The organism is Ramlibacter sp. (genome assembly GCF_050250995.1).
Classification (GTDB): Bacteria; Pseudomonadota; Gammaproteobacteria; order Burkholderiales; family Burkholderiaceae_C; genus Ramlibacter.
In genome coordinates this window covers 1-17,688 of sequence record NZ_JBFWNP010000056.1, presented here as the reverse complement: position 1 = coordinate 17,688, position 17,688 = coordinate 1, and the positions used below count along the sequence as shown (strand labels likewise).

The following is a 17,688-nucleotide window of genomic DNA, read 5'->3' as shown; positions in this document are numbered from 1 at the left end:
ATGGCAAGGATGAAATTCATTTGTGACTCCGAGCGCTGCATCGAATGCAACGGCTGCGTCACGGCCTGCAAGAACGAGAACGAGGTGCCGTGGGGCGTGAACCGCCGCCGCGTGGTCACGCTCAACGACGGCGTGCCGGGCGAGCGCTCGGTGTCGGTGGCCTGCATGCACTGCTCCGACGCGCCCTGCATGGCGGTCTGCCCGGTGAGTTGCTTCTACCGCACCGACGAGGGCGTGGTGCTGCACGACAAGGACACCTGCATCGGCTGCGGCTACTGCAGCTACGCCTGCCCGTTCGGCGCGCCGCAGTTTCCGTCGGCCGGCACGTTCGGCGTGCGCGGCAAGATGGACAAATGCACCTTCTGCGCGGGCGGTCCCGAAGCCAACGGCTCGCAGGCCGAGTTCGAGAAGTACGGCCGCAACCGGCTCGCCGAGGGCAAGCTTCCCGCGTGTGCGGAAATGTGCTCGACCAAGGCGCTGATCGCCGGCGACGGCGACGTGGTGGCGGACATCTTCCGCAACCGGGTGCTCAAGCGCGGCAAGGGCGCCGAGGCGTGGGGCTGGGGCACGGCCTACGGCTCCAAGCAGGCGGGGCAGCCGGGAGGAGCGAAGTCATGATGCGATTCCTCTGCATCGCCCTCGCGGCGATGGCGCTGTCCGCCTGCGGCGAGAAGCCGCAGACCGCGACCGGCATCAAGAGCGACACCACCGCCTTCTCGGGCACGGGCATGGCCTACCAGGCGCCGGGCTGGAAGGCCGGGGACAAGGCCAGCTGGGAGCAGCAGCTCAAGACCCGCACGCAGAACGGGCAAAACGACTATGCGAAAGTCAATTAGCGTTCTCGCGGCTGGCCTCCTCGCGCTGGCCGCGAGCGCATTCGCCCAGGCGCCGGCGCAGCAGGGCCAGAGTGCGGGGACGCAGCCCACTCCCGCGCGCGCCGCGGCGCAGGACGACCCCGCACCGGCCGCGCAGCCGGGCGGCATCCAGGGCCAGAACATCTTCGACGTGAAGCCCGAAGTCAAGCGCGATGCGTCGAGCGAGCCGGGCTACATGGAGCAGAACAACGCCCAGCGCAACGCCGTGCAGCCGGGCAACAACTCGCCGCTATGGCGCGACGCGAAGCGCGGCGTCGAGGGCTTCACCAACTATCCGAAGGACAAGTACTCCGAGATGGGCGTGCTGATCCAGGAGCAGGTGCAGTACCCGGGCTCGCGCCTCACGACGGCCGGGGAAGCGTGGCGGCAGGTGCGCAACAACTGGATCCTGCCCTACGGCGGCGCGCTCCTGATCATCTTCGCGCTCGCGCTGGCGATTTTCTACTTCACGCGCGGAACCATCGGCCACCAGCCGGCGGTCGGCGGCGGCGGGCGGCGCATCGAGCGCTTCACGCCGTTCGAGCGCGCGGCGCACTGGACGAACGCCATCGCCTTCGTCGTGCTCGCGATCTCGGGCATCGTCATGGCGTTCGGCAAGTTCTTCCTGCTGCCCGTCATCGGCAGCGCGCTGTTCGGCTGGTTCACGTATGCGCTGAAGAACCTGCACAACTTCTTCGGCCCGCTGTTCGTGGTGTCGCTGATCGTCGTGATCATCACGTTCGTCAAGGACAACTTCCCGAGCCGCGGCGACCTCAACTGGCTGCTCAAGCTCGGCGGCGTGTTCAGCAAGTCGGGCGAGGAGCCGCCGACGCACCGCTTCAACACCGGCGAGAAGGGCATGTTCTGGCTGGCCGTGGTGGGGCTGGGCCTCATCGTCGCGGGCTCCGGGCTCGTGCTCGACAAACTGGTGCCCGCCATCGACTACGTGCGCGGCACGATGCAGGTCGCGCACATGATCCATGCCGTCGCGGCCGTGTTCATGATGTGCATGATCGGCTTCCACATCTACCTCGGCACGGTGGGCGTGCGCGGCGCGTACACCGCGATGCGCCGCGGCTACGTGGACGAAGCCTGGGCGCGCGAACACCACGGCTACTGGGCCGAGGACATCGCGGCCGGCAAGGTGCCGGCGCAGCGCAGCAAGCCGATCGTGAGCGGCGAAGCCCTGGCCGCCGAGCGCGCGGACAACGTGCGACCCGCCTGACCCCGAAAGAGACACGCGACATGAAACATCACCTCCTGTTCGGCTCGATCGTGCTGGCGCTCGGCAGCGCTGCGCTCGCGAAGCTGCCCGCTCCGGTGCTCGACGACGCCGCCAAGGCCAAGGCCGCCGAGACGGCGGCGAAGACCGCGTGGCAGGCGAAGGTCGACGGCTATCTGTTGTGCAAGGCCCAGGACAAGGTGGTGGCGAGCTACCGCAAGACGGCCGCGACGCCGATGGCCGCCGCCTCCGCGAAGCCGGCCATGCCCGCCGCCACGCCCGCCGCCGCAGCGGCATCGGGCACCCCGGTGGCCGCTGCGCCGCCGTCGATCGCCGCATGCACCGACCCCGGCCCGTTCGCGTACAACCCGCCGTCGCAGACGCCGCTGGAGACCTCCGGCGCGCATTCGCCCGCCGGCACCGCCAAGGCGCCGCCGAGCGTGAAGCAGGAGGCCATCAAGGTGCAGCCGGCCGCTTCCGCCGCGAAGAAGTCCTGACGCACGATCGAGGATGACGGCGCGGATGCGAGTCCGCGCCGACGCATGCAGCGCCTGCCCACCCTGACCCGCGCCCGCGCGCCTCTCACGCGCGCCATCGACGTCGTCGACGAGTTCGGCGAACGCGGCACCGCGTCCATTCCGGCCGAGCGGCCACTGACGGTCTACGTCGACAAGCGCGAACTCGTCACCCTCATGACGCTGGGCGCGCACCCCGAGTGGCTGGTGCTGGGCTACCTGCGGAACCAGCGCCTCGTGGGCTCGGTCGACGAAGTCGAGTCGATTACCGTCGACTGGGACGTCGGCGTGGCCGCCGTGAAGACGCGCACGGGCATCGAGCGCATCGAGGAGCGCACCGCGAAGCGCGTCGTCACCACGGGCTGCGGCCAGGGCAGCGTCTTCGGCGACCTGATGGACGAGATCGACACGATCCGCCTGCCCGCCGCGACGCTCACGCAGGCGCAGCTCTACGGCATCGTGAACGCGATCCGGCTGCAGGAGAGCACGTACAAGTCGGCCGGCTCGGTGCATGGCTGCGCACTGTTCCGCGGCGAGGAGATGCTGCTGTTCGTGGAAGACGTCGGCCGTCACAACGCCATCGACACGATCGCGGGGTGGATGTGGCTGCAGGAGCCCTTGATGGATGGCGGCGACAAGGTGTTCTACACGACCGGCCGCCTCACGAGCGAGATGGTCATCAAGTCGGCGCAGATGGGCGTGCCCATCGTCGTCTCGCGCAGCGGCATCACGCAGATGGGGCACGAGGTCGCCGGCAAGCTCGGGCTCTGCACCGTCGGGCGGGCGACGAACAGGCGGTTTCTCTGCTACACGGGGGTCGAGCGCCTGGTCCTGCAGCCGGCGCTGGCCGGAACGCGGCCTTAGCCCACCGTCATCCCTGCACGGCCGGGCATTCCGCAGCCGGAGCGGCGCGATGGCATGATCCCGCCATGCATGAACCGGAGGCTCGAACCGAGCACCCCCCGCGGCGGAGTTCGCCCTCGATCTCAGCCTGGCTGCGGGAAGGCCTGCGCGCGGGTGTCTTCCTCGCACCTCGCATCGGCGACGCGTCGCCGTTGCCGAGGCAGCTCCTCGCGCTGCTCGCCGGCCTGAGCGCTCTCGAGATCGCCATCGCGCGCTTCGAAGTCCCCGGCCCCGCCACCTTCGACCTGCGCGCCTGGCTCGCCCCCTGGGCCGCCACCGCCGCGCTGTGCCTGCTCGTGTGGTCGCTGCTGCCTCGGACGCGCGCGCACGGGCTCGCGACATGGTTCGCGCTGTGGCTGGTCGCGGTCTGGCCGGCGGCGCTCGTCACCGAGATCGTCGCCATCGCGCATGCGCACGGAGCCCTGCCCGAGGCGATGCAGGGCGACGCGGTCCTGAGCTGGGCGCTCTATCTCGGCCTCACCGCCTGGCTGCTGCTGATGGGCGTGAAGCTCAGCGCCCGCTTCGGTCTGCGGGGGCGCCGGCTGTGGGCCTACGGCCTCGGCTCCACCTTCATCCTCGCGCTCGCCTCGTGGCAGTTCCCCGACCGGCCGTGGCGCGCCGACGAGGAGGCCGTGGCCGAGGCCGAGGTCCCGCGCCTGGTCCTGAGCCAGGAGGTGTTCGAGGCGCAGCAGGCCCTGTGGCGGACGTCCGTCGAGGCACTCGCGCCGGAACGCCCCGGCGTCGCGGACGTCTATGGCATCGTCTTCGCGCCGTTCGCCGACGAGGACGTGTTCCTGCGCGAAAGCCGCATGGTCGCCTCGGTGCTCGCCGAGCGCTTCGACGCGCAAGCGCGCGTGCTGCATCTCGTGAACCATGCCGACACCGCGGGCAGCCAGCCGTGGGCGACCCCCGCGAACCTGAAGCGCGCGATCGATGCGGTGGCGCTTCGAATGGACCGCGAGCAGGACGTGCTGGTTGTCTATCTGACCTCGCACGGTGCGAGCAACTTCATGCTGGCCGCAACGCACGGCCCGCTGCAGGTCGAGCCCGTGAGCCCCGGCGAGCTGCGCGCCGCGCTCGACAACGCCGGCATCCGCCATCGGGTGATCGCGGTGTCGGCCTGCTACTCGGGCGGCTGGGTCGGGCCGCTCGCGAGCGACACCACGCTCGTCATGACGGCGGCGGATGCGACGCACACGTCGTATGGCTGCGGACGCCTGTCCGAGCTCACGTTCTTCGGCCGCGCCGTTTTCAACGAGCAGCTGCGCAACACGCACTCCTTCGAGCAGGCTTTCGCCGCCGCCGTGCCCCTCATCCGCCAGCGCGAGGTCGAGGCGGGCAAGAAGGACGGATTCTCCAATCCGCAGATCCACGTCGGCGAGCAGATCCGCCCCGTGCTGCGCTCGCTCGAACAGCGCCTCGGCGCACCGCAGGAGGCATTGCGATGAAGGGCAGGACGAACACGAGCGGCTGGCAACTCGGCTGGCGCAGCCTCTGGCGCGATCTGCGTGCCGGCGAACTCAAGCTGCTGATCGTGGCGGTGACGCTCGCCGTGGCCGCGCTCACCGCCGTCGGCTTCTTCGCCGACCGGCTGAAGGGCGGCCTCTCGCGCGACGCGCGCCAGCTCCTCGGCGGCGATGCCGTCGTGGCCAGCGACAACCCCACGCCGCGCGAATTCATCGAACGCGCCCGCACGCTCGGTCTGCAGGGCGTCACGACGATGGTGTTCCCGACCATGGGCCGCGCGCCGGATGCGAAAGGTGGCGCAAGCCGACTTGTCGCATTGAAGGTCGTGCAGCCCGGCTACCCGCTGCGCGGCCGGCTCGAGACGGCCACGGCGTCCGATGCACCCGGCGCAGCCACCCGCGACGTGCCCGCGCGCGGCGAGGCGTGGGTCGATGCGCCGCTGCTCGAGGCGCTGGAGCTGAAGCTGGGCGACGCGCTGCTGCTCGGCGATGCGCAGCTGAAGATCGCGCGCGTGGTGACGATGGAGCCCGATCGCGGCGCCGGCTTCATGAACTTCGCGCCCCGGGTGATGATCAACGAGGCGGACGTGGCCGCGACCGGCCTCGTGCAGCCGGCGAGCCGCATCAACTGGCGCTTTGCCGTTGCAGGCCCGGACCGCGACGTTGCGCGCTTTGCCGACTGGGCCGCCGAAGCCTCGAAGCAGGGCGGCGTGCGCGGCGTGCGCATCGAGTCGCTCGAAGGCGGTCGACCCGAGATGCGGCAGACGCTGGACCGCGCCGAAAAATTCCTCAACCTCGTCGCACTGCTCGCGGCGCTGCTGAGCGCGGTGGCCGTCGCGCTCGCCGCGCGCGGCTTCGCGGCGAGCCATCTCGACGCCTGCGCGATGCTGCGCGTGCTCGGCCAAAGCCAGCGCACCATCGCGCTCGCCTATGCGTTCGAGTTCACGCTGATCGGCCTGGCCGCGAGCGTGGCCGGCATCGCGGTCGGCTTCGGCGTCCACTTCGTGTTCGTGGCGCTCCTGGGCAGCCTCGTCGAGACCACCTTGCCGGCCGCGGGTCCGTGGCCCGTGCTCTTCGGCCTCGGCGTGGGCCTCACGCTGCTGCTCGCCTTCGGCCTGCCGCCCGTGCTGCAGCTAGCGCAGGTGCCGCCGCTGCGCGTGATCCGCCGCGACGTGGGCGGCCTCAAGCCGGCGTCGCTCGCGGTGCTGGGGATCGGCGTTGCGGGCTTCGCCGCCTTGCTGCTCGCGGCAAGCAGCGACCTGAAGCTCGGCCTCATCGCCGTGGGCGGCTTCGCGGGCGCGGTGCTCGTCTTCGCGGGCCTGAGCTGGGTCGCGATCAAGCTGCTGCGCCGCGTGGTGGACGAGACGACGGCGCCGCGCTGGCTGGTGCTCGCCACGCGGCAGATGGCCGCGAAGCCCGCGTACACCGTCGTGCAGACGAGCGCGCTGTCGGTCGGCCTGCTCGCGCTGGTGCTGCTCGTGCTGCTGCGCACCGACCTCATCGCGAGCTGGCGGCAGGCCACGCCGCCCGATGCGCCCAACCGCTTCGTGATCAACGTCATGCCCGACCAGAGCCAGGCGTTCGTCGACACGCTGAAGCAGGCGGGCGTGCAGCGGCTCGACTGGTATCCGATGTTCCGCGGCCGCCTCGTCGCGGTGAACGGCCGCGCCGTGTCGCCGGACGACTTCGCCGAGGACCGCGCGAAGCGGCTCGTCGACCGCGAGTTCAACCTCTCCTACGCCACGGAAAAGCCGCCGCACAACGAGGTGGTGGCCGGCCGCTGGGTGCCGGGCGAAACGGGCACGGTGAGCGTGGAGGAGGGCATCGCGAAGACGCTGGGCCTGAAGCTCGGCGACACGATGCGCTTCGACATGGCCGGGACCGTGAGCGAGGCCAAGATCACGTCGCTGCGCAAGGTCGACTGGACGTCGATGCGCGCGAACTTCTTCGTGATGTATCCGGTGGCGAAGCTGGACGACGTGCCGGTCACCTTCATGGGCTCGTACCGCGCGCCGGCGACCCAGGGCTTCGACAACCAGCTGGTGCGGGCCTTCCCCAACATCACCAACGTCGACATGAGCGCGACGATCGCGCAGGTGCAGGGCGTGCTCGACAAGGTGATCCGCGCGGTGGAGTTCCTCTTCGGCTTCACGCTCGCGGCCGGCGTGGTCGTGCTGTTCGCCGCCGTCACGGCGACGCGCGAGGAGCGCGCGCGCGAGTTCGCGATCATGCGCGCCGTCGGCGCGCGCGGCTCGCTGCTGCGGCAGGTGCAGCGCGCGGAGCTGGCGGGCGTCGGCATGCTCGCGGGCTTCCTCGCGAGCATGGTCGCGGTGGGTGTCGGCTGGGGCCTCGCGAAGTACGCCTTCGATTTCAACTGGACGGCGTCCCCGCTGGTGCCCCTGGCCGGCGCCGCGGCCGGTGCCGCGCTCGCGCTGGCCGCGGGCTGGTGGGGCTTGCGGGAAGTGCTCAACCGCCCCGTCGTCGAAACCCTGCGCAAGGCCTCCGAATGACGCAGGCCACCCCGTTCGAGACCATCGGCGGCGAGGAGAAGGTGAAGGCGCTCGTCGAACGCTTCTACGACCTCATGGACCTGGAGCCGGAGTACGCTGCCTTGCGCGCCGCGCACGGCAGCGAGCTCGCGAGCGCGCGCGAGAAGCTGTACTGGTTCCTGTGCGGCTGGCTCGGCGGACCCTCGCACTACACCGACCGCTTCGGCCATCCGCGGCTGCGCGCGCGCCACATGCCGTTTCGCATCGGCATCAAGGAGCGCGACCAGTGGCTCGCGTGCATGGACCAGGCGATGGGCGAGGTGGGCGTGGACGAGACGCTGCGCGCGCGGCTGAGGGATTCGTTCGCGCAGACGGCGGACTGGATGCGCAACACGCACGGCTGATTCCGCCGAAATCTACAATTCGCCATGCCTGAAATGTCCAGACAGCGGTTCGAGCAACATCGGGCGCAGTACGACAAGGCGCTCGCGCGCCTGCACGAGGCGCTGCGCGAGACGGAAACGGACATCGTGCGCGATGCGGTGATCCAGCGGTTCGAGTTCACGTTCGAGATGGCGTGGCTCAGTCTGTTCGACCTCCTCACCCTGCAAGGGGAGCGGGTCGGCAAGCTCGCTTCGCAGGTGTTGCCTGTCGCCTTTCGCGCGCTGCTCCTCGACGACCCGGAGGACTGGGACCAGATTCGCGCCTATCGGAATCTCACGAGCCACACCTACAACGAGGCCAAGGCAATCGAAGTTGCCGTGTTCGTGCGGAGCACGGCGATCCATGCCTTCGATCGATTGCAGACCCGGTTAGCCACGTTGTGAACCCGGCGCCCGACTTCGGCATCGCGCCTTCCGCGCTGGCTCGGCTGCGCGCGCTCTTCGACGGCCAGAGCGGGCTGAGGCGCGTGTGGATATTCGGGTCTCGTGCGCGAGGAGATGCAAGGCCCGAATCGGACATCGACATCGCGATCGAAGCGCCGGACTGGACCTTTGCGAACCATGCGCGGCTTTTGGGCCGCATCGAGTCGCTCGAATTGCTCTACGGCGTCGATGCCGTGCTGCTCGACGACGCGCTCGATGCGAACTTGCGTGCAGCGATTGATCGCGACCGAAAGATTTTCTGGGAGCCTCGCCCTTCGCCGACCGTCACCGGACGGATGGCCTGAGGCTCACGCGCCCAGCGCCTTCAGCAACACCACCACCGCCCCCGCGCCCCCCTCGTCCGCCCGCGCCTGCACGAAGGCCAGCACTTCGTTCTTCTGGATCAGCCAGCCATGCACCTTGCCCTTGAGCACGGGCGTCTTGCCGGGCGAGCCGAGGCCCTTGCCGTGGACCACCCGCACGCAGCGCAGGCCCAGCCGATGCGCCTCCCGCAGGAAGTTCGCGAGCGCCTCGCGTGCTTCCTCGCGTCGCAGGCCGTGCAGGTCGACCTCGGCCTGGATGCTCCAGTCGCCCCGGCGCAGACGGCGCGTGACGTCGAGTCCGATGCCGGGGCGGCGAAAGCTCATCGCGTCGTCGACGTCGAGCAGCGTCGACGCATCGAACTCGTCGCTGATCGCCTCCTTGAGCACGCGCTGGTCGTCGAGCTGGCGCTGCACGGGAATGGGCGCGGGCGGGTCGGGCACGAACTCGACGCGGCCCTGGCGGCGCAGCGGCTCGACCTTGCCGGCGGCACGGCTGAACAGATTCTTCTCCGCGTTCAGACGGCGCTCGTGTTCGGCGCGCGCCGCCTCCGCCGCCTTCGCGACGCGCTCCCGCTCTTCGAGATGCTTGCGCATCGCGGCCAGGTCCTGGAGCGACTTGGCCTTCACGACGGGCGCCTCGCGCTCACAGCATCCCCCGCTCCGCCATCGAGAACGCCCCGCCCGGCGCGACGATGACGTGGTCCATCACGCGTACGTCGACCAGCGCGAGCGCGGCGGTCAGCGCCTGCGTCAGCACCTCGTCCGCGCGCGAGGGCTGCACGCTGCCGCTCGGATGGTTGTGCGCCAGCACCACCGCGGCCGCGCCGTGGTGCAGGGTGCGCATGACGACTTCGCGCGGGTACACGCTGGTCTGGGTGAGGGTGCCGCGAAAGAGTTCCTCCGTCGCGATCAGCCGGCTCTGTGAATCGAGGAACAGCACGGCAAACACCTCGTGCGGCCGGTGCCCCAGGTGCATCCGCAGGTAGTCCTTCACCGCCTCGGGCGACGCGAAGACCGTGCGCTCGGACAACTGCTGGGCCATCGCGCGCCGCGCGAGCTCCATCACCGCGAGCAGCTCGGCGCGCTTGGCGGGGCCGCCCAGGCCCTTCACTTCCTTCAGCGACTCGGCGCCGGTGTTCAGCAGGCCCGAGAGGCCGCCGAAGCGTTGCAGCACCTCGTCGGCCATGCGGAGCACCCCGCGTTCGGCCGTGCCCGTGCGCAGCAGCAGGGCCAGCAGCTCGGTGTCGGAGAGCGAAGCCGCGCCGCGCGACAGCAGTTTCTCGCGCGGGCGTACATCGAGGGGGAGGTCTTTGACGGTCATGACGCGGGGCGATTCGGCAGCGGGAAACAGCGACGAGAACCGACTTCCTACAATACGGGCATCTTATCGGGACTTCCATGGCTGCCATCGCGCCCCGCATCGAGGCGGGTTCGTTCCTCACGCTCCACTATCGCCTGGCCGGCCCCGGCGGGCCCATCATCGACACCTTCGCGGACAAGCCCGCGACGCTCACGCTCGGCGCGGGCGAACTCTCGCCCGCGCTCGAGCAGCGCCTGCTGGGCCTGGAGGAGGGCGCGCGCGTGACGTTCACGCTGCCGCCCGGCGAGGCCTTCGGCGAGCGCAACGGCGAAATGCTGCAGTGGGTCGCGCGCAAGCTGCTGCTGCAGCTGGGCGACCCCGACGAGAAATACGCCGTGGGCGACGTCGTGCAGTTCCCCACGCCCGACGGAACGGGCCAGTACGCGGGCGCGGTGCAACAGGTGAAGGACGACGCGGTGCTGTTCGATTTCAACCATCCGCTCGCCGGCCAGCCCGTGACCTTCGAAGTTCATGTCATAGGCGTGCTATGAGCGCCCGCCCCGAAGAAATCATCCTGGCCGAGCCGCGCGGCTTCTGCGCGGGGGTCGACCGCGCGATCGACATCGTGGAGCATGCGCTCGCGAAGTTCGGCGCGCCGATCTACGTGCGCCACGAGATCGTGCACAACACCTACGTGGTCAACGACCTCAAGGCCAAGGGCGCGATCTTCATCGAGGACCTCGCCGAAGTGCCGCCCGGCGCGACGCTCGTGTTCTCCGCGCACGGGGTGAGCAAGGCGGTGCAGGCCGAGGCCGAGCAGCGCGGCTTCCGCATCTTCGATGCGACCTGCCCGCTCGTGACCAAGGTTCATGTCGAGGTGGCGAAGCTCGCCCGTGAGGGCTACGAGTTCATCATGATCGGCCACAAGGGCCATCCCGAAGTCGAGGGCACGATGGGCCAGCTCGATCGCGGGATCCACCTCGTGGAAGACGTCGCGGACGTGGCGCGCGTGCAGCCGGAACAGACGGAGAAGCTCGCCGTCGTCACGCAGACCACCCTGTCGGTGGACGATGCCGCCGAAATCAGCGCGGCGGTGCAAGCCCGATTCCCCCTCATTCGCGCGCCCAAACAGCAGGACATCTGCTACGCCACGCAGAACCGCCAGGACGCGGTGAAGATGCTGTCGCGCGAGGTCGACGTCGTCATCGTCGTCGGCAGCCCGACCAGCAGCAACAGCAACCGCCTGGCCGAACTCGCCCGCAAGCTCGGCGTCGACAGCTACATGGTCGACAGCCCGGCCGAGCTGCGTGCCGAGTGGCTGGCCGGCAAGAAGCGCGTGGGCCTCACGGCCGGCGCGTCCGCGCCCGAGGTGCTGGTGCAGGACGTGGTGGACCGCATCCGCGCGCTGGGCGCGGTGTCGATCCGCAAGATGGACGGAATCGTGGAGACGACCAAGTTCCCCTTGCCCAAGGGCCTGCGGATCGGCCAACAGTGATACCGTGGCGGGGATGAGCCCCCAGGAGATCGAAGAAGCCGCAGCCCGCTTCGCGCGGGACGACGCGCAGTTCATTCGCCGCACCCCTTTGTGGAAGCTGCCCGGCGCCGCGCTCGGCGTCGTCTGCGACGAGGTCTGGCTCAAGCTCGAGCATCTGCAGACCGGCGGCAGCTTCAAGGCGCGCGGCATGTTCAACCGGCTGCTGTCGAACGAGATTCCGCCCGCGGGCGTGATCGTCGCGTCGGGCGGCAACGCGGGCATCGCGACGGCGGCCGCGGCGCGCGCACTCGGCGTGAAATGCGAGGTGTTCGTTCCCACCGTGAGCAGCCCGGCCAAGCAGGCGAAGCTGCGCGAGCTCGGCGCGCAGGTCGTCGTGACGGGCAGCGTGTACGCCGAGGCGCTGCAGGCGTGCCTGGCTCGGCAGGCCGAAAGCGGCGCCTTGCTCACGCATGCGTACGACCAGCCCGAGGTCGTGACCGGCGCGGGCACGCTCGCCCGGGAGATCGAAGCGCAGGGCGGCGGCGCGCCCGACGCCGTGCTCGTGAGCGTGGGTGGCGGCGGCCTGATCGCGGGCGTGGCGTCGTGGTTCGAGGACCGCACGCGCACCATCGCGCTCGAGCCCGAGCTCGCGCCAACGCTGTACCGTGCGCGCGAAGCCGGCACGCCGGTCGACGTGGAAGTCGGCGGCATCGCGGCCGATGCGCTCGGTGCGCGGCGCGTGGGTGCGCTCGCGTGGGACGTCGCGCAGCGGCACGTCCACGACGCCGTGCTGTTGAACGACGGCGCGATCCGCGAGGCCCAGCTATGGCTGTGGAAGGAAATGAAGCTCGCCGTCGAGCCCGCCGCGGCCCTCGGCCTGGCCGCGCTGCGCAGCGGCGCCGCGCCGAAGGGCCGCGTCGCGCTCATCCTCTGCGGCGCCAACCTGGACCCGGCGAGCCTTGCCTGATCCCGTGATGCATCTCGACGAGCGCCGCGCGCGCGAGGTGGTGCTCGTGCAGGCGATCGAGTCCACCGACACCGAAGGCCGTTTCGTCGGCGCGGCCGAGCGCGACCCGCTCGAGCAGCAGGCGCTCGAGGCCGTGCGCGACCCCGCGCGGCCGCTGCGCCCGGAGTCGTCGCGCTACCTGACCGAACGCGCGCGGCGCTTTCTCGACATCGTGGCCAAGCGCGATTCGCGCGTCGCGCGCCTCGCGCAGGCGGACCCGTGGCAGTCCGGCCTCGCGTGGGCGGTGCCCCTCGTCGCCTTCGTCCTCGGCCTCATGCTCGACCGCCTGGGCGACCCGCACAAGCTCGACCTGCTGTCGCCGCCGCTCATGCTCTTCATCGCGTGGAATTTCGCGATGTACCTCGTGCTCGTCGCCGCGCTCTTCCTGCGCGGCCGCGCCCGCGAACGCAATCCGGTGACCCGCTTCAACCGCTTCATCGCCGCGCTGCCCGCGCGCATGGGCGAACGCGTGAATGCGCGCGTGCGCGGCTCGGTGATCGCGCAGTTCCGGCTGCTGTGGTGGCGCGTTGCCGGCGCCGTGGAAAGCGCGCGCGTCCAGCAGGTGCTGCATGCGTCGGCAGCGGCATGGGCAGCGGGCATCGCCATCTCCATCGTCGCGGGCGGCATCGTGCGCGAATACCGCATCGGATGGGAAAGCCTGTGGCTGTCGGCGCCGCAGGTGCATGCCATCTTGTCCGCGCTCTTCGCACCGGTGGTCGCGCTGCTTCCCTTCGACGGCTTCACGCTCGCCGAGATCGAGCGCGTGCATTCCGCCGCCGGCGTTCACATCGGCGTGGGCGAGGCGCAGAAGTGGGTGAAGCTCTACGTGGGCCTTCTCGTGCTGGCCGTCGTGCTTCCGCGCGCGCTGCTGGCGCTGGCCGCGATGCTGCGCAAGCAGGTGCTGGCGCGCCGGCTGCGCATCGATCTCGCCGACCCGTACTACGCGGCGACGCTTGGCCGCGTGAGCCCCGCGCGCGTGGTCGTCCAGGTGGTGCGTGCGGGCGAGCAGGCGAGCGCCATTCTTTCGCGCGTGCTGCGCGAGGCCGGCGCGGACCGCGCGCTGCACACCGTGCGCGAGGACCAGCTGCTGTTCGTGGAGCGGGCCCAGGAGCCGGCCGACCAAGTGTGGCTCGCGGTCGACGACCCGGCGCAGTTCGAAGCCGCCGTCGATGCGCTGCCGCCCTCGGACGCGAAGCTCATCGTCCTGCATCAAGGTGTCTTTCATGCGGCGTCGCATCGTGCGCGGCGGGTGGCGGAGACCGTGTCCCTGGCCGACGCGGCGGCGTGCTGGCCGCTGGAGGCGCCGCTGCTCGATGCGCTGGGCAAGCACGTTCACGACTACAAGCGCGCCGGTGTCGAGCGCCTCGTGCAACTCTGGCGCCAGAACCAGCGCGACCGCTGGGACGAGAGCGTGCGCGCGCTCGCTGCGCCGCTCGCCTTCGCCGCGCGGCGCAGCGAGGCCGTGGGCGGCGAGCGGACCTGGTGGAAGGAAGTCCTCGACACCGAGGCGCGCGACGCGCGTCGCGGCGCCGAGGAGGCCGCGATGGCGCGCGTGCTCGAAAGCGTCGATGCCGAACTGGCCGCGTCCGCGCGCGAACTGTTGCGGCTCCATTCGCTCGACGATGCGGCGGACATGCCGTCGCGATTGGCGCCCGCCGCCCTGGTTCCGATGAACACCGGAAAGGCCGGCCTCGCGGGCGCCGCCGCGGGCATCGGCGCGGGCGCGCTCGCGGGCGCGAAGATCGATCTGCTGAGCGCCGGCATGACGATGGGGGCCGGCGCCGCGCTCGGCGCCCTGATCGGCGGCACGGGTGCCTTCGGCGCCGCGCGCTGGCTGAACGCGGGCGGCCCGAAAGGCACGCCGCTCGTGCGGCTGGCCGACGAACAGCTCGACGCGCTGGCCGAACTGCAGCTCCTGCGCTACCTCTTCGTCATCCACGCGGGCCGGGGCGCTGCCGCGCCCACGGCCTGGGCCGCCGCGGCCTCGCAGGCCATCGCGCTGCAGAAGGGCGAGCTCGCGCAACTGTGGAAGCGCGCGCGCGACGACGGCCACCACGACATCGGGAAAGCGCTCACGCAGGTGCTCAAGACCGCAGGGGGGAGCGCGCTGTCGCACCTGTATCCGCACAGGGGCTCTATACTGTATGCGTGAACAGTAGTTTCGCTCACGCCCCCTGGCCTTTCCGCGCGGGGCCACCCCTGCCGCTGCCGATGATGGCCGGCACCATCCGCGCCGGTTTTCCGTCGCCGGCCGACGACTTCCACGTCAAGCGGCACGACCTCAACGAACTGCTCATCACGCATCCCGCGGCCACCTTCTTCTGGCGAGTGCGCGGCACGTCCATGAGCGGGGCGGGCATCGCGGACGGCGACATCTGAAGCGCGCCGCGGGCTTTGGCACCAATTTACGCGACCTTTGGCACCTTTGACGCACCCTTTGGCACTCCTCAACAGGACCGGATTGACGCCGGCTTTGGCACCTTTTCGCCCGGCTTTGGCACTCGCCGGCCTTTAACCGACCGCGAGTTACAGCGCCTGATGTATGTACGTCACCGTCTACCGAGTCCGAGATCGCGGGGTGCGCCTTCCTTCGCCGAAGTCCGGCGTCGGCGGCTACCTTGAGCTCGGACCGTGGCGTGACGGCTACGAGAAGCCGCTGCTTCGCGCCCGGCTGGTTTTGCAGCCTGGGACTGCAGATTCGCTGCTTCCCGACCTCTACTTCGCCCACGTCCGGCGCATCACAGGCAACGGCCTCCACCTGGTCGGCCTCGAGGTGATAGCCCGGCGCGCCAACAACAAGGCAAGCGCGGACCGATATCGGCAGACCTGGTGGTGCCTCGTACACACCGAAGACGGGAAGCTGGCGCTCGAAGACCTCGAAAATCCATTGACGCTGCCGGGCACGCACTGAACGCGGCGCGGCGTCACCAGTTTCTGACCAGCAGCTCTCCCTTCTCGCCGCGCCCCCGGCCCGAGGCGCCCACGCTGTAGCGGATCGCCACGCGCCGCATCGTCAGGCCCTTGAACGCGCGACGCATCTCGGGAATGTCGTTCACGCTGACGATCGCCTTTCCCTGCATCGTGCGCAGCAACTCCGCCATGCGGTCGTACTGTTCGAGGCCGAAGCCCACGCCGTAGCCTTCGGTGCCCCAGTAGGGCGGGTCGCAGTAGAACAGCGTGTGCGGCCTGTCGTAGCGCTCTATGCAAGCCGCCCAGTCGAGGTGCTCGATCACGACGCGCGACAACCGAAGGTGCGCCGCGCTCAATTCCTCTTCGATCCGCATCAGGTTCAACGCCGGGCTGCCAGTCGTCGCGGTCCCAAACGTCTGCCCCTCGACCTTCGCTCCGAAGGCGAGCTTCTGCAGGTAGAAGAACCGCGCGGCACGCTGGATGTCGGTGAGCGTCTCCGGCGGTGTCGCCTGCGCCCACTCGAACAGCTTGCGGCTCGTGAGAGCCCACTTGAACTGCCGCACGAATTCCTCGAGGTGATGGCGCACGACCCGGTACAGGTTGACCAGGTCGGTGTTCACGTCGTTGAGCACCTCGACCTTGCTCGGCGTCTTGTTAAAGAGCAGTGCCGCCGCGCCCGCGAAGGGCTCCACGTAGCACGTATGCGCCTCGAACCACGGGAGAATCTCGGCCGCCAGCCGGCGTTTGCCACCCACCCACGGAACGATCGGCTTCGCCTTCAGCCCGATGGCCGTCAGCACGTCGTCGCTGGTGTCGCCCAGCTCGTCTTTCTTTTTCATCACGATCTCAGCTTTAACTTTTAGAATCCCCCTGCCTGGTACCAGGTGGCGGGGCCTTGGCCGAAACCGTGCTCACCCACGGTGAAGCGGGTGACCCGGTGTTTGCGCACCAGGTCACTCGCCTCGTCTTTTCTTGCTACGTGCCGGGCTCCTTCGCGCGCGGTTTGCCGTCGTCGAGGGACCGCAGATCGTCCGGCAGCTCGCACGTGACGCGCGCGATCGGCACGCCGCACAGCTCCTCGCCCACCCGCTCGAACACGCCGAGCAGCATTGCCTTGAAGTCCCGCCAGAGCACCGGGTCCGCCTTGGCCAGCGCGGTGCTGATGCTCGCCACGTGCAGCCCTTCGGCAGGGAACCTGCTGTGGCCGGTGAGCTGCGCATGGATCGAAGGCCCGCGGTCGTGGAACTCGATGCGCAGCGTGGTGATGCCCGTCATGCCGCCGTCCCTTGTTCGACGGCCGCGACTTGTCCGCCACGGCGAACGGCGGGCGCGAATGGCGGAAGGTGCCTGCGCTGCTGCTGCTCGCGGATCGTCGGGCCGAGCCGCCATGCGCGGCACTCGCGGCTGTACGCGTCGACACCCTTCGGGCTCATGCACTGCACGCCGGTCTCCAGGGGCGGCTTCGTCGCGCAGCCGGCGATAGCCAGCGCCGCGAAAAGGGGGAGCAGGCTCTTCATGAAGGCTCCTTCTTCGCGAGCTGCTCGCGGATCTGCGACTCGGTGAGGCCGAGCATGTACAGCCGGCTCGACAGGGCGCGCGCGCAGCTCTCGATCGAGCGGCCCCCGGCGATCTCCTTCTGATAACCCTCGACCTCCATCAGCAGGCGAAACGCGCGATTCGTCGCATAGCGCCACCAGAACGTGGCGGCGCCGAAGCGGCGCATCTGGTCGCAATGCACGCGCTCGTGCTCGATGAGGGCGGCGTCACCCTGCCGGCGGGGGTGTATGAGCACCAACTGCGGCGAGACGGTGAACCCGTCCGCCCAGAAGATCGCGCGGGTGTAGATGACTCTCACGGCACTTGCGGCGGCGCCGCCCCCTGCAGTTCTGCAACCCGCGCGGCAAATGCCGCCCGGAGGTCCTCGATCGCCTGCGCGTTTTCGAGCTCGGCCAGCCGCTTCGCGTTGGCGGCGGCAATCGCGGCTGTGGATTCGGCGACCGCATTGACTTGAGCTTCCGACCAGGCCGTGACAGCGCTTGGAGTCCACAACGCGCGACACACGGCCTGCACCGAGTCGGGAAAGCTGCTCACGTCCATGCCAGGCTCGAGCACCTGGCGATGCGGCGCGGATGCAATCACCACGCCGTCCCTCAGCGTCTCCGTGATCGTCTTGAGACCAATGGTGAAGCCTCCGGCTTCTCGCGGGAGGATGTTGTCGCAAACGTGCGTGATCCGTTCGGTGAATTCCGGCATGGGGTTGCTCCTTTAGTTGGCCGTCCGATAGACGACGGTTGCTTGAACGCGCTTACCGGAGAGCTCGCTGTTCACGTAGAAGTTGCCGTTGGTCTTGCAAAGGAGGG

General features: G+C 69.8%; 23 protein-coding genes. 16 read left to right on the top strand and 7 right to left on the bottom strand.

All coding sequences use genetic code 11. The annotated features are described in order from the left end of the window. The 10 genes from fdh3B (at window position 1) to AB7E83_RS23970 (ending at window position 8,620) form a co-directional block, all read left to right on the top strand. A complete protein-coding gene (gene fdh3B / locus AB7E83_RS24015; RefSeq protein WP_428573358.1) occupies window positions 1–618 on the top strand; it encodes a formate dehydrogenase FDH3 subunit beta in 618 nt (205 codons plus the stop codon). Further along, on the top strand, window positions 615–836 hold the full coding sequence (locus tag AB7E83_RS24010) for a hypothetical protein (protein ID WP_428573357.1): 222 nt from the start codon (window positions 615–617) through the stop codon (window positions 834–836). Before fdh3B ends, AB7E83_RS24010 begins: the two co-directional genes overlap by 4 nt. Continuing rightward, window positions 820–2,079 carry a formate dehydrogenase subunit gamma gene (locus AB7E83_RS24005; protein ID WP_428573356.1) on the top strand — a complete coding sequence of 420 codons (1,260 nt, stop codon included), beginning with the start codon at window positions 820–822 and terminating at the stop codon, window positions 2,077–2,079. Before AB7E83_RS24010 ends, AB7E83_RS24005 begins: the two co-directional genes overlap by 17 nt. A 20-nt stretch (window positions 2,080–2,099) precedes the next feature. After that, window positions 2,100–2,573: a hypothetical protein gene (locus AB7E83_RS24000; RefSeq protein WP_428573355.1), complete on the top strand. Its 474-nt coding sequence runs from the start codon at window positions 2,100–2,102 to the stop codon at window positions 2,571–2,573. A 45-nt stretch (window positions 2,574–2,618) separates the two neighbouring features. After that, window positions 2,619–3,455 carry a formate dehydrogenase accessory sulfurtransferase FdhD gene (locus AB7E83_RS23995; protein WP_428573353.1) on the top strand — a complete coding sequence of 279 codons (837 nt, stop codon included), beginning with the start codon at window positions 2,619–2,621 and terminating at the stop codon, window positions 3,453–3,455. Between the two features lie 191 nt (window positions 3,456–3,646). Next, window positions 3,647–4,942, top strand: a complete 1,296-nt coding sequence (locus AB7E83_RS23990) for a C13 family peptidase (protein WP_428573352.1) — start codon at window positions 3,647–3,649, stop codon at window positions 4,940–4,942. After that, window positions 4,939–7,470, top strand: a complete 2,532-nt coding sequence (locus tag AB7E83_RS23985; protein WP_428573351.1) for an ABC transporter permease — start codon at window positions 4,939–4,941, stop codon at window positions 7,468–7,470. Before AB7E83_RS23990 ends, AB7E83_RS23985 begins: the two co-directional genes overlap by 4 nt. Continuing rightward, window positions 7,467–7,853 carry a group II truncated hemoglobin gene (locus AB7E83_RS23980; protein ID WP_428573350.1) on the top strand — a complete coding sequence of 129 codons (387 nt, stop codon included), beginning with the start codon at window positions 7,467–7,469 and terminating at the stop codon, window positions 7,851–7,853. Before AB7E83_RS23985 ends, AB7E83_RS23980 begins: the two co-directional genes overlap by 4 nt. A gap of 33 nt (window positions 7,854–7,886) precedes the next feature. Beyond that, window positions 7,887–8,276, top strand: coding sequence for an HI0074 family nucleotidyltransferase substrate-binding subunit (locus AB7E83_RS23975; RefSeq protein WP_428573349.1), 390 nt, complete (start codon window positions 7,887–7,889; stop codon window positions 8,274–8,276). Continuing rightward, the gene (locus AB7E83_RS23970; protein WP_428573348.1) at window positions 8,273–8,620 is read left to right on the top strand and encodes a nucleotidyltransferase family protein; all 348 of its coding nucleotides are present in this window, start codon (window positions 8,273–8,275) and stop codon (window positions 8,618–8,620) included. The genes AB7E83_RS23975 and AB7E83_RS23970 overlap by 4 nt, the downstream gene beginning before the upstream one ends. A gap of 3 nt (window positions 8,621–8,623) precedes the next feature. Here AB7E83_RS23970 and AB7E83_RS23965 read toward each other — a convergent pair whose 3' ends face one another. Together AB7E83_RS23965 and radC are read right to left on the bottom strand one after the other, a co-directional pair. Continuing rightward, window positions 8,624–9,232, bottom strand: a complete 609-nt coding sequence (locus AB7E83_RS23965) for a Smr/MutS family protein (RefSeq protein ID WP_428573376.1) — start codon at window positions 9,230–9,232, stop codon at window positions 8,624–8,626. Window positions 9,233–9,281: 49 nt separating this feature from the next. Beyond that, window positions 9,282–9,959 carry a RadC family protein gene (gene radC, locus AB7E83_RS23960; RefSeq protein WP_428573347.1) on the bottom strand — a complete coding sequence of 226 codons (678 nt, stop codon included), beginning with the start codon at window positions 9,957–9,959 and terminating at the stop codon, window positions 9,282–9,284. A 77-nt stretch (window positions 9,960–10,036) separates the two neighbouring features. Here radC and AB7E83_RS23955 point away from each other — a divergent pair, with 77 nt between their 5' ends. The 6 genes from AB7E83_RS23955 to AB7E83_RS23930 all read left to right on the top strand — a co-directional run bounded on the left by AB7E83_RS23955 (window position 10,037) and on the right by AB7E83_RS23930 (window position 15,329). Beyond that, the gene (locus AB7E83_RS23955; RefSeq protein ID WP_428573346.1) at window positions 10,037–10,489 is read left to right on the top strand and encodes an FKBP-type peptidyl-prolyl cis-trans isomerase; all 453 of its coding nucleotides are present in this window, start codon (window positions 10,037–10,039) and stop codon (window positions 10,487–10,489) included. Beyond that, entirely contained in the window at window positions 10,486–11,433 is a 948-nt protein-coding gene (gene ispH / locus AB7E83_RS23950; RefSeq protein WP_428573345.1) for a 4-hydroxy-3-methylbut-2-enyl diphosphate reductase, read from the top strand. The genes AB7E83_RS23955 and ispH overlap by 4 nt, the downstream gene beginning before the upstream one ends. Before the next feature lie 13 nt (window positions 11,434–11,446). Beyond that, window positions 11,447–12,379 carry a threonine/serine dehydratase gene (locus tag AB7E83_RS23945; protein ID WP_428573344.1) on the top strand — a complete coding sequence of 311 codons (933 nt, stop codon included), beginning with the start codon at window positions 11,447–11,449 and terminating at the stop codon, window positions 12,377–12,379. Beyond that, window positions 12,372–14,570, top strand: a complete 2,199-nt coding sequence (locus AB7E83_RS23940) for a DUF3482 domain-containing protein (protein WP_428573343.1) — start codon at window positions 12,372–12,374, stop codon at window positions 14,568–14,570. The genes AB7E83_RS23945 and AB7E83_RS23940 overlap by 8 nt, the downstream gene beginning before the upstream one ends. Continuing rightward, window positions 14,567–14,797: a S24 family peptidase gene (locus AB7E83_RS23935; protein WP_428573342.1), complete on the top strand. Its 231-nt coding sequence runs from the start codon at window positions 14,567–14,569 to the stop codon at window positions 14,795–14,797. Before AB7E83_RS23940 ends, AB7E83_RS23935 begins: the two co-directional genes overlap by 4 nt. A gap of 163 nt (window positions 14,798–14,960) precedes the next feature. Continuing rightward, on the top strand, window positions 14,961–15,329 hold the full coding sequence (locus AB7E83_RS23930; protein ID WP_428573341.1) for a hypothetical protein: 369 nt from the start codon (window positions 14,961–14,963) through the stop codon (window positions 15,327–15,329). 13 nt (window positions 15,330–15,342) lie between these two features. Here AB7E83_RS23930 and AB7E83_RS23925 read toward each other — a convergent pair whose 3' ends face one another. The 5 genes from AB7E83_RS23925 to AB7E83_RS23905 all read right to left on the bottom strand — a co-directional run bounded on the left by AB7E83_RS23925 (window position 15,343) and on the right by AB7E83_RS23905 (window position 17,581). After that, window positions 15,343–16,167 carry a DNA adenine methylase gene (locus tag AB7E83_RS23925; protein WP_428573340.1) on the bottom strand — a complete coding sequence of 275 codons (825 nt, stop codon included), beginning with the start codon at window positions 16,165–16,167 and terminating at the stop codon, window positions 15,343–15,345. A gap of 136 nt (window positions 16,168–16,303) precedes the next feature. Further along, complete coding sequence (locus AB7E83_RS23920; RefSeq protein ID WP_428573339.1) at window positions 16,304–16,603, bottom strand: hypothetical protein; 300 nt, start codon at window positions 16,601–16,603, stop codon at window positions 16,304–16,306. Beyond that, the gene (locus tag AB7E83_RS23915) at window positions 16,600–16,845 is read right to left on the bottom strand and encodes a hypothetical protein (protein WP_428573338.1); all 246 of its coding nucleotides are present in this window, start codon (window positions 16,843–16,845) and stop codon (window positions 16,600–16,602) included. The genes AB7E83_RS23920 and AB7E83_RS23915 overlap by 4 nt, the downstream gene beginning before the upstream one ends. Further along, the gene (locus AB7E83_RS23910) at window positions 16,842–17,183 is read right to left on the bottom strand and encodes a hypothetical protein (protein WP_428573337.1); all 342 of its coding nucleotides are present in this window, start codon (window positions 17,181–17,183) and stop codon (window positions 16,842–16,844) included. Before AB7E83_RS23910 ends, AB7E83_RS23915 begins: the two co-directional genes overlap by 4 nt. Beyond that, entirely contained in the window at window positions 17,180–17,581 is a 402-nt protein-coding gene (locus tag AB7E83_RS23905; protein WP_428573336.1) for a hypothetical protein, read from the bottom strand. Before AB7E83_RS23905 ends, AB7E83_RS23910 begins: the two co-directional genes overlap by 4 nt. Window positions 17,582–17,688: the final 107 nt, after the last annotated feature.

Coding starts and splice junctions, on each gene's coding strand:
- AB7E83_RS23980 (WP_428573350.1), top strand. CDS start 7,467: ATGACGCAGGCCACCCCGTTCGAGACCATCGGCGGCGAGGAGAAGGTG.
- AB7E83_RS23920 (WP_428573339.1), bottom strand. CDS start 16,603: ATGACGGGCATCACCACGCTGCGCATCGAGTTCCACGACCGCGGGCCT.
- AB7E83_RS23975 (WP_428573349.1), top strand. CDS start 7,887: ATGTCCAGACAGCGGTTCGAGCAACATCGGGCGCAGTACGACAAGGCG.
- AB7E83_RS23945 (WP_428573344.1), top strand. CDS start 11,447: ATGAGCCCCCAGGAGATCGAAGAAGCCGCAGCCCGCTTCGCGCGGGAC.
- AB7E83_RS24010 (WP_428573357.1), top strand. CDS start 615: ATGATGCGATTCCTCTGCATCGCCCTCGCGGCGATGGCGCTGTCCGCC.
- AB7E83_RS23955 (WP_428573346.1), top strand. CDS start 10,037: ATGGCTGCCATCGCGCCCCGCATCGAGGCGGGTTCGTTCCTCACGCTC.
- AB7E83_RS24005 (WP_428573356.1), top strand. CDS start 820: ATGCGAAAGTCAATTAGCGTTCTCGCGGCTGGCCTCCTCGCGCTGGCC.
- AB7E83_RS23985 (WP_428573351.1), top strand. CDS start 4,939: ATGAAGGGCAGGACGAACACGAGCGGCTGGCAACTCGGCTGGCGCAGC.
- AB7E83_RS23965 (WP_428573376.1), bottom strand. CDS start 9,232: ATGCGCAAGCATCTCGAAGAGCGGGAGCGCGTCGCGAAGGCGGCGGAG.
- AB7E83_RS23925 (WP_428573340.1), bottom strand. CDS start 16,167: ATGAAAAAGAAAGACGAGCTGGGCGACACCAGCGACGACGTGCTGACG.
- fdh3B (WP_428573358.1), top strand. CDS start 1: ATGGCAAGGATGAAATTCATTTGTGACTCCGAGCGCTGCATCGAATGC.
- radC (WP_428573347.1), bottom strand. CDS start 9,959: ATGACCGTCAAAGACCTCCCCCTCGATGTACGCCCGCGCGAGAAACTG.
- AB7E83_RS24000 (WP_428573355.1), top strand. CDS start 2,100: ATGAAACATCACCTCCTGTTCGGCTCGATCGTGCTGGCGCTCGGCAGC.
- AB7E83_RS23915 (WP_428573338.1), bottom strand. CDS start 16,845: ATGAAGAGCCTGCTCCCCCTTTTCGCGGCGCTGGCTATCGCCGGCTGC.
- AB7E83_RS23905 (WP_428573336.1), bottom strand. CDS start 17,581: ATGCCGGAATTCACCGAACGGATCACGCACGTTTGCGACAACATCCTC.
- ispH (WP_428573345.1), top strand. CDS start 10,486: ATGAGCGCCCGCCCCGAAGAAATCATCCTGGCCGAGCCGCGCGGCTTC.
- AB7E83_RS23930 (WP_428573341.1), top strand. CDS start 14,961: ATGTACGTCACCGTCTACCGAGTCCGAGATCGCGGGGTGCGCCTTCCT.
- AB7E83_RS23995 (WP_428573353.1), top strand. CDS start 2,619: ATGCAGCGCCTGCCCACCCTGACCCGCGCCCGCGCGCCTCTCACGCGC.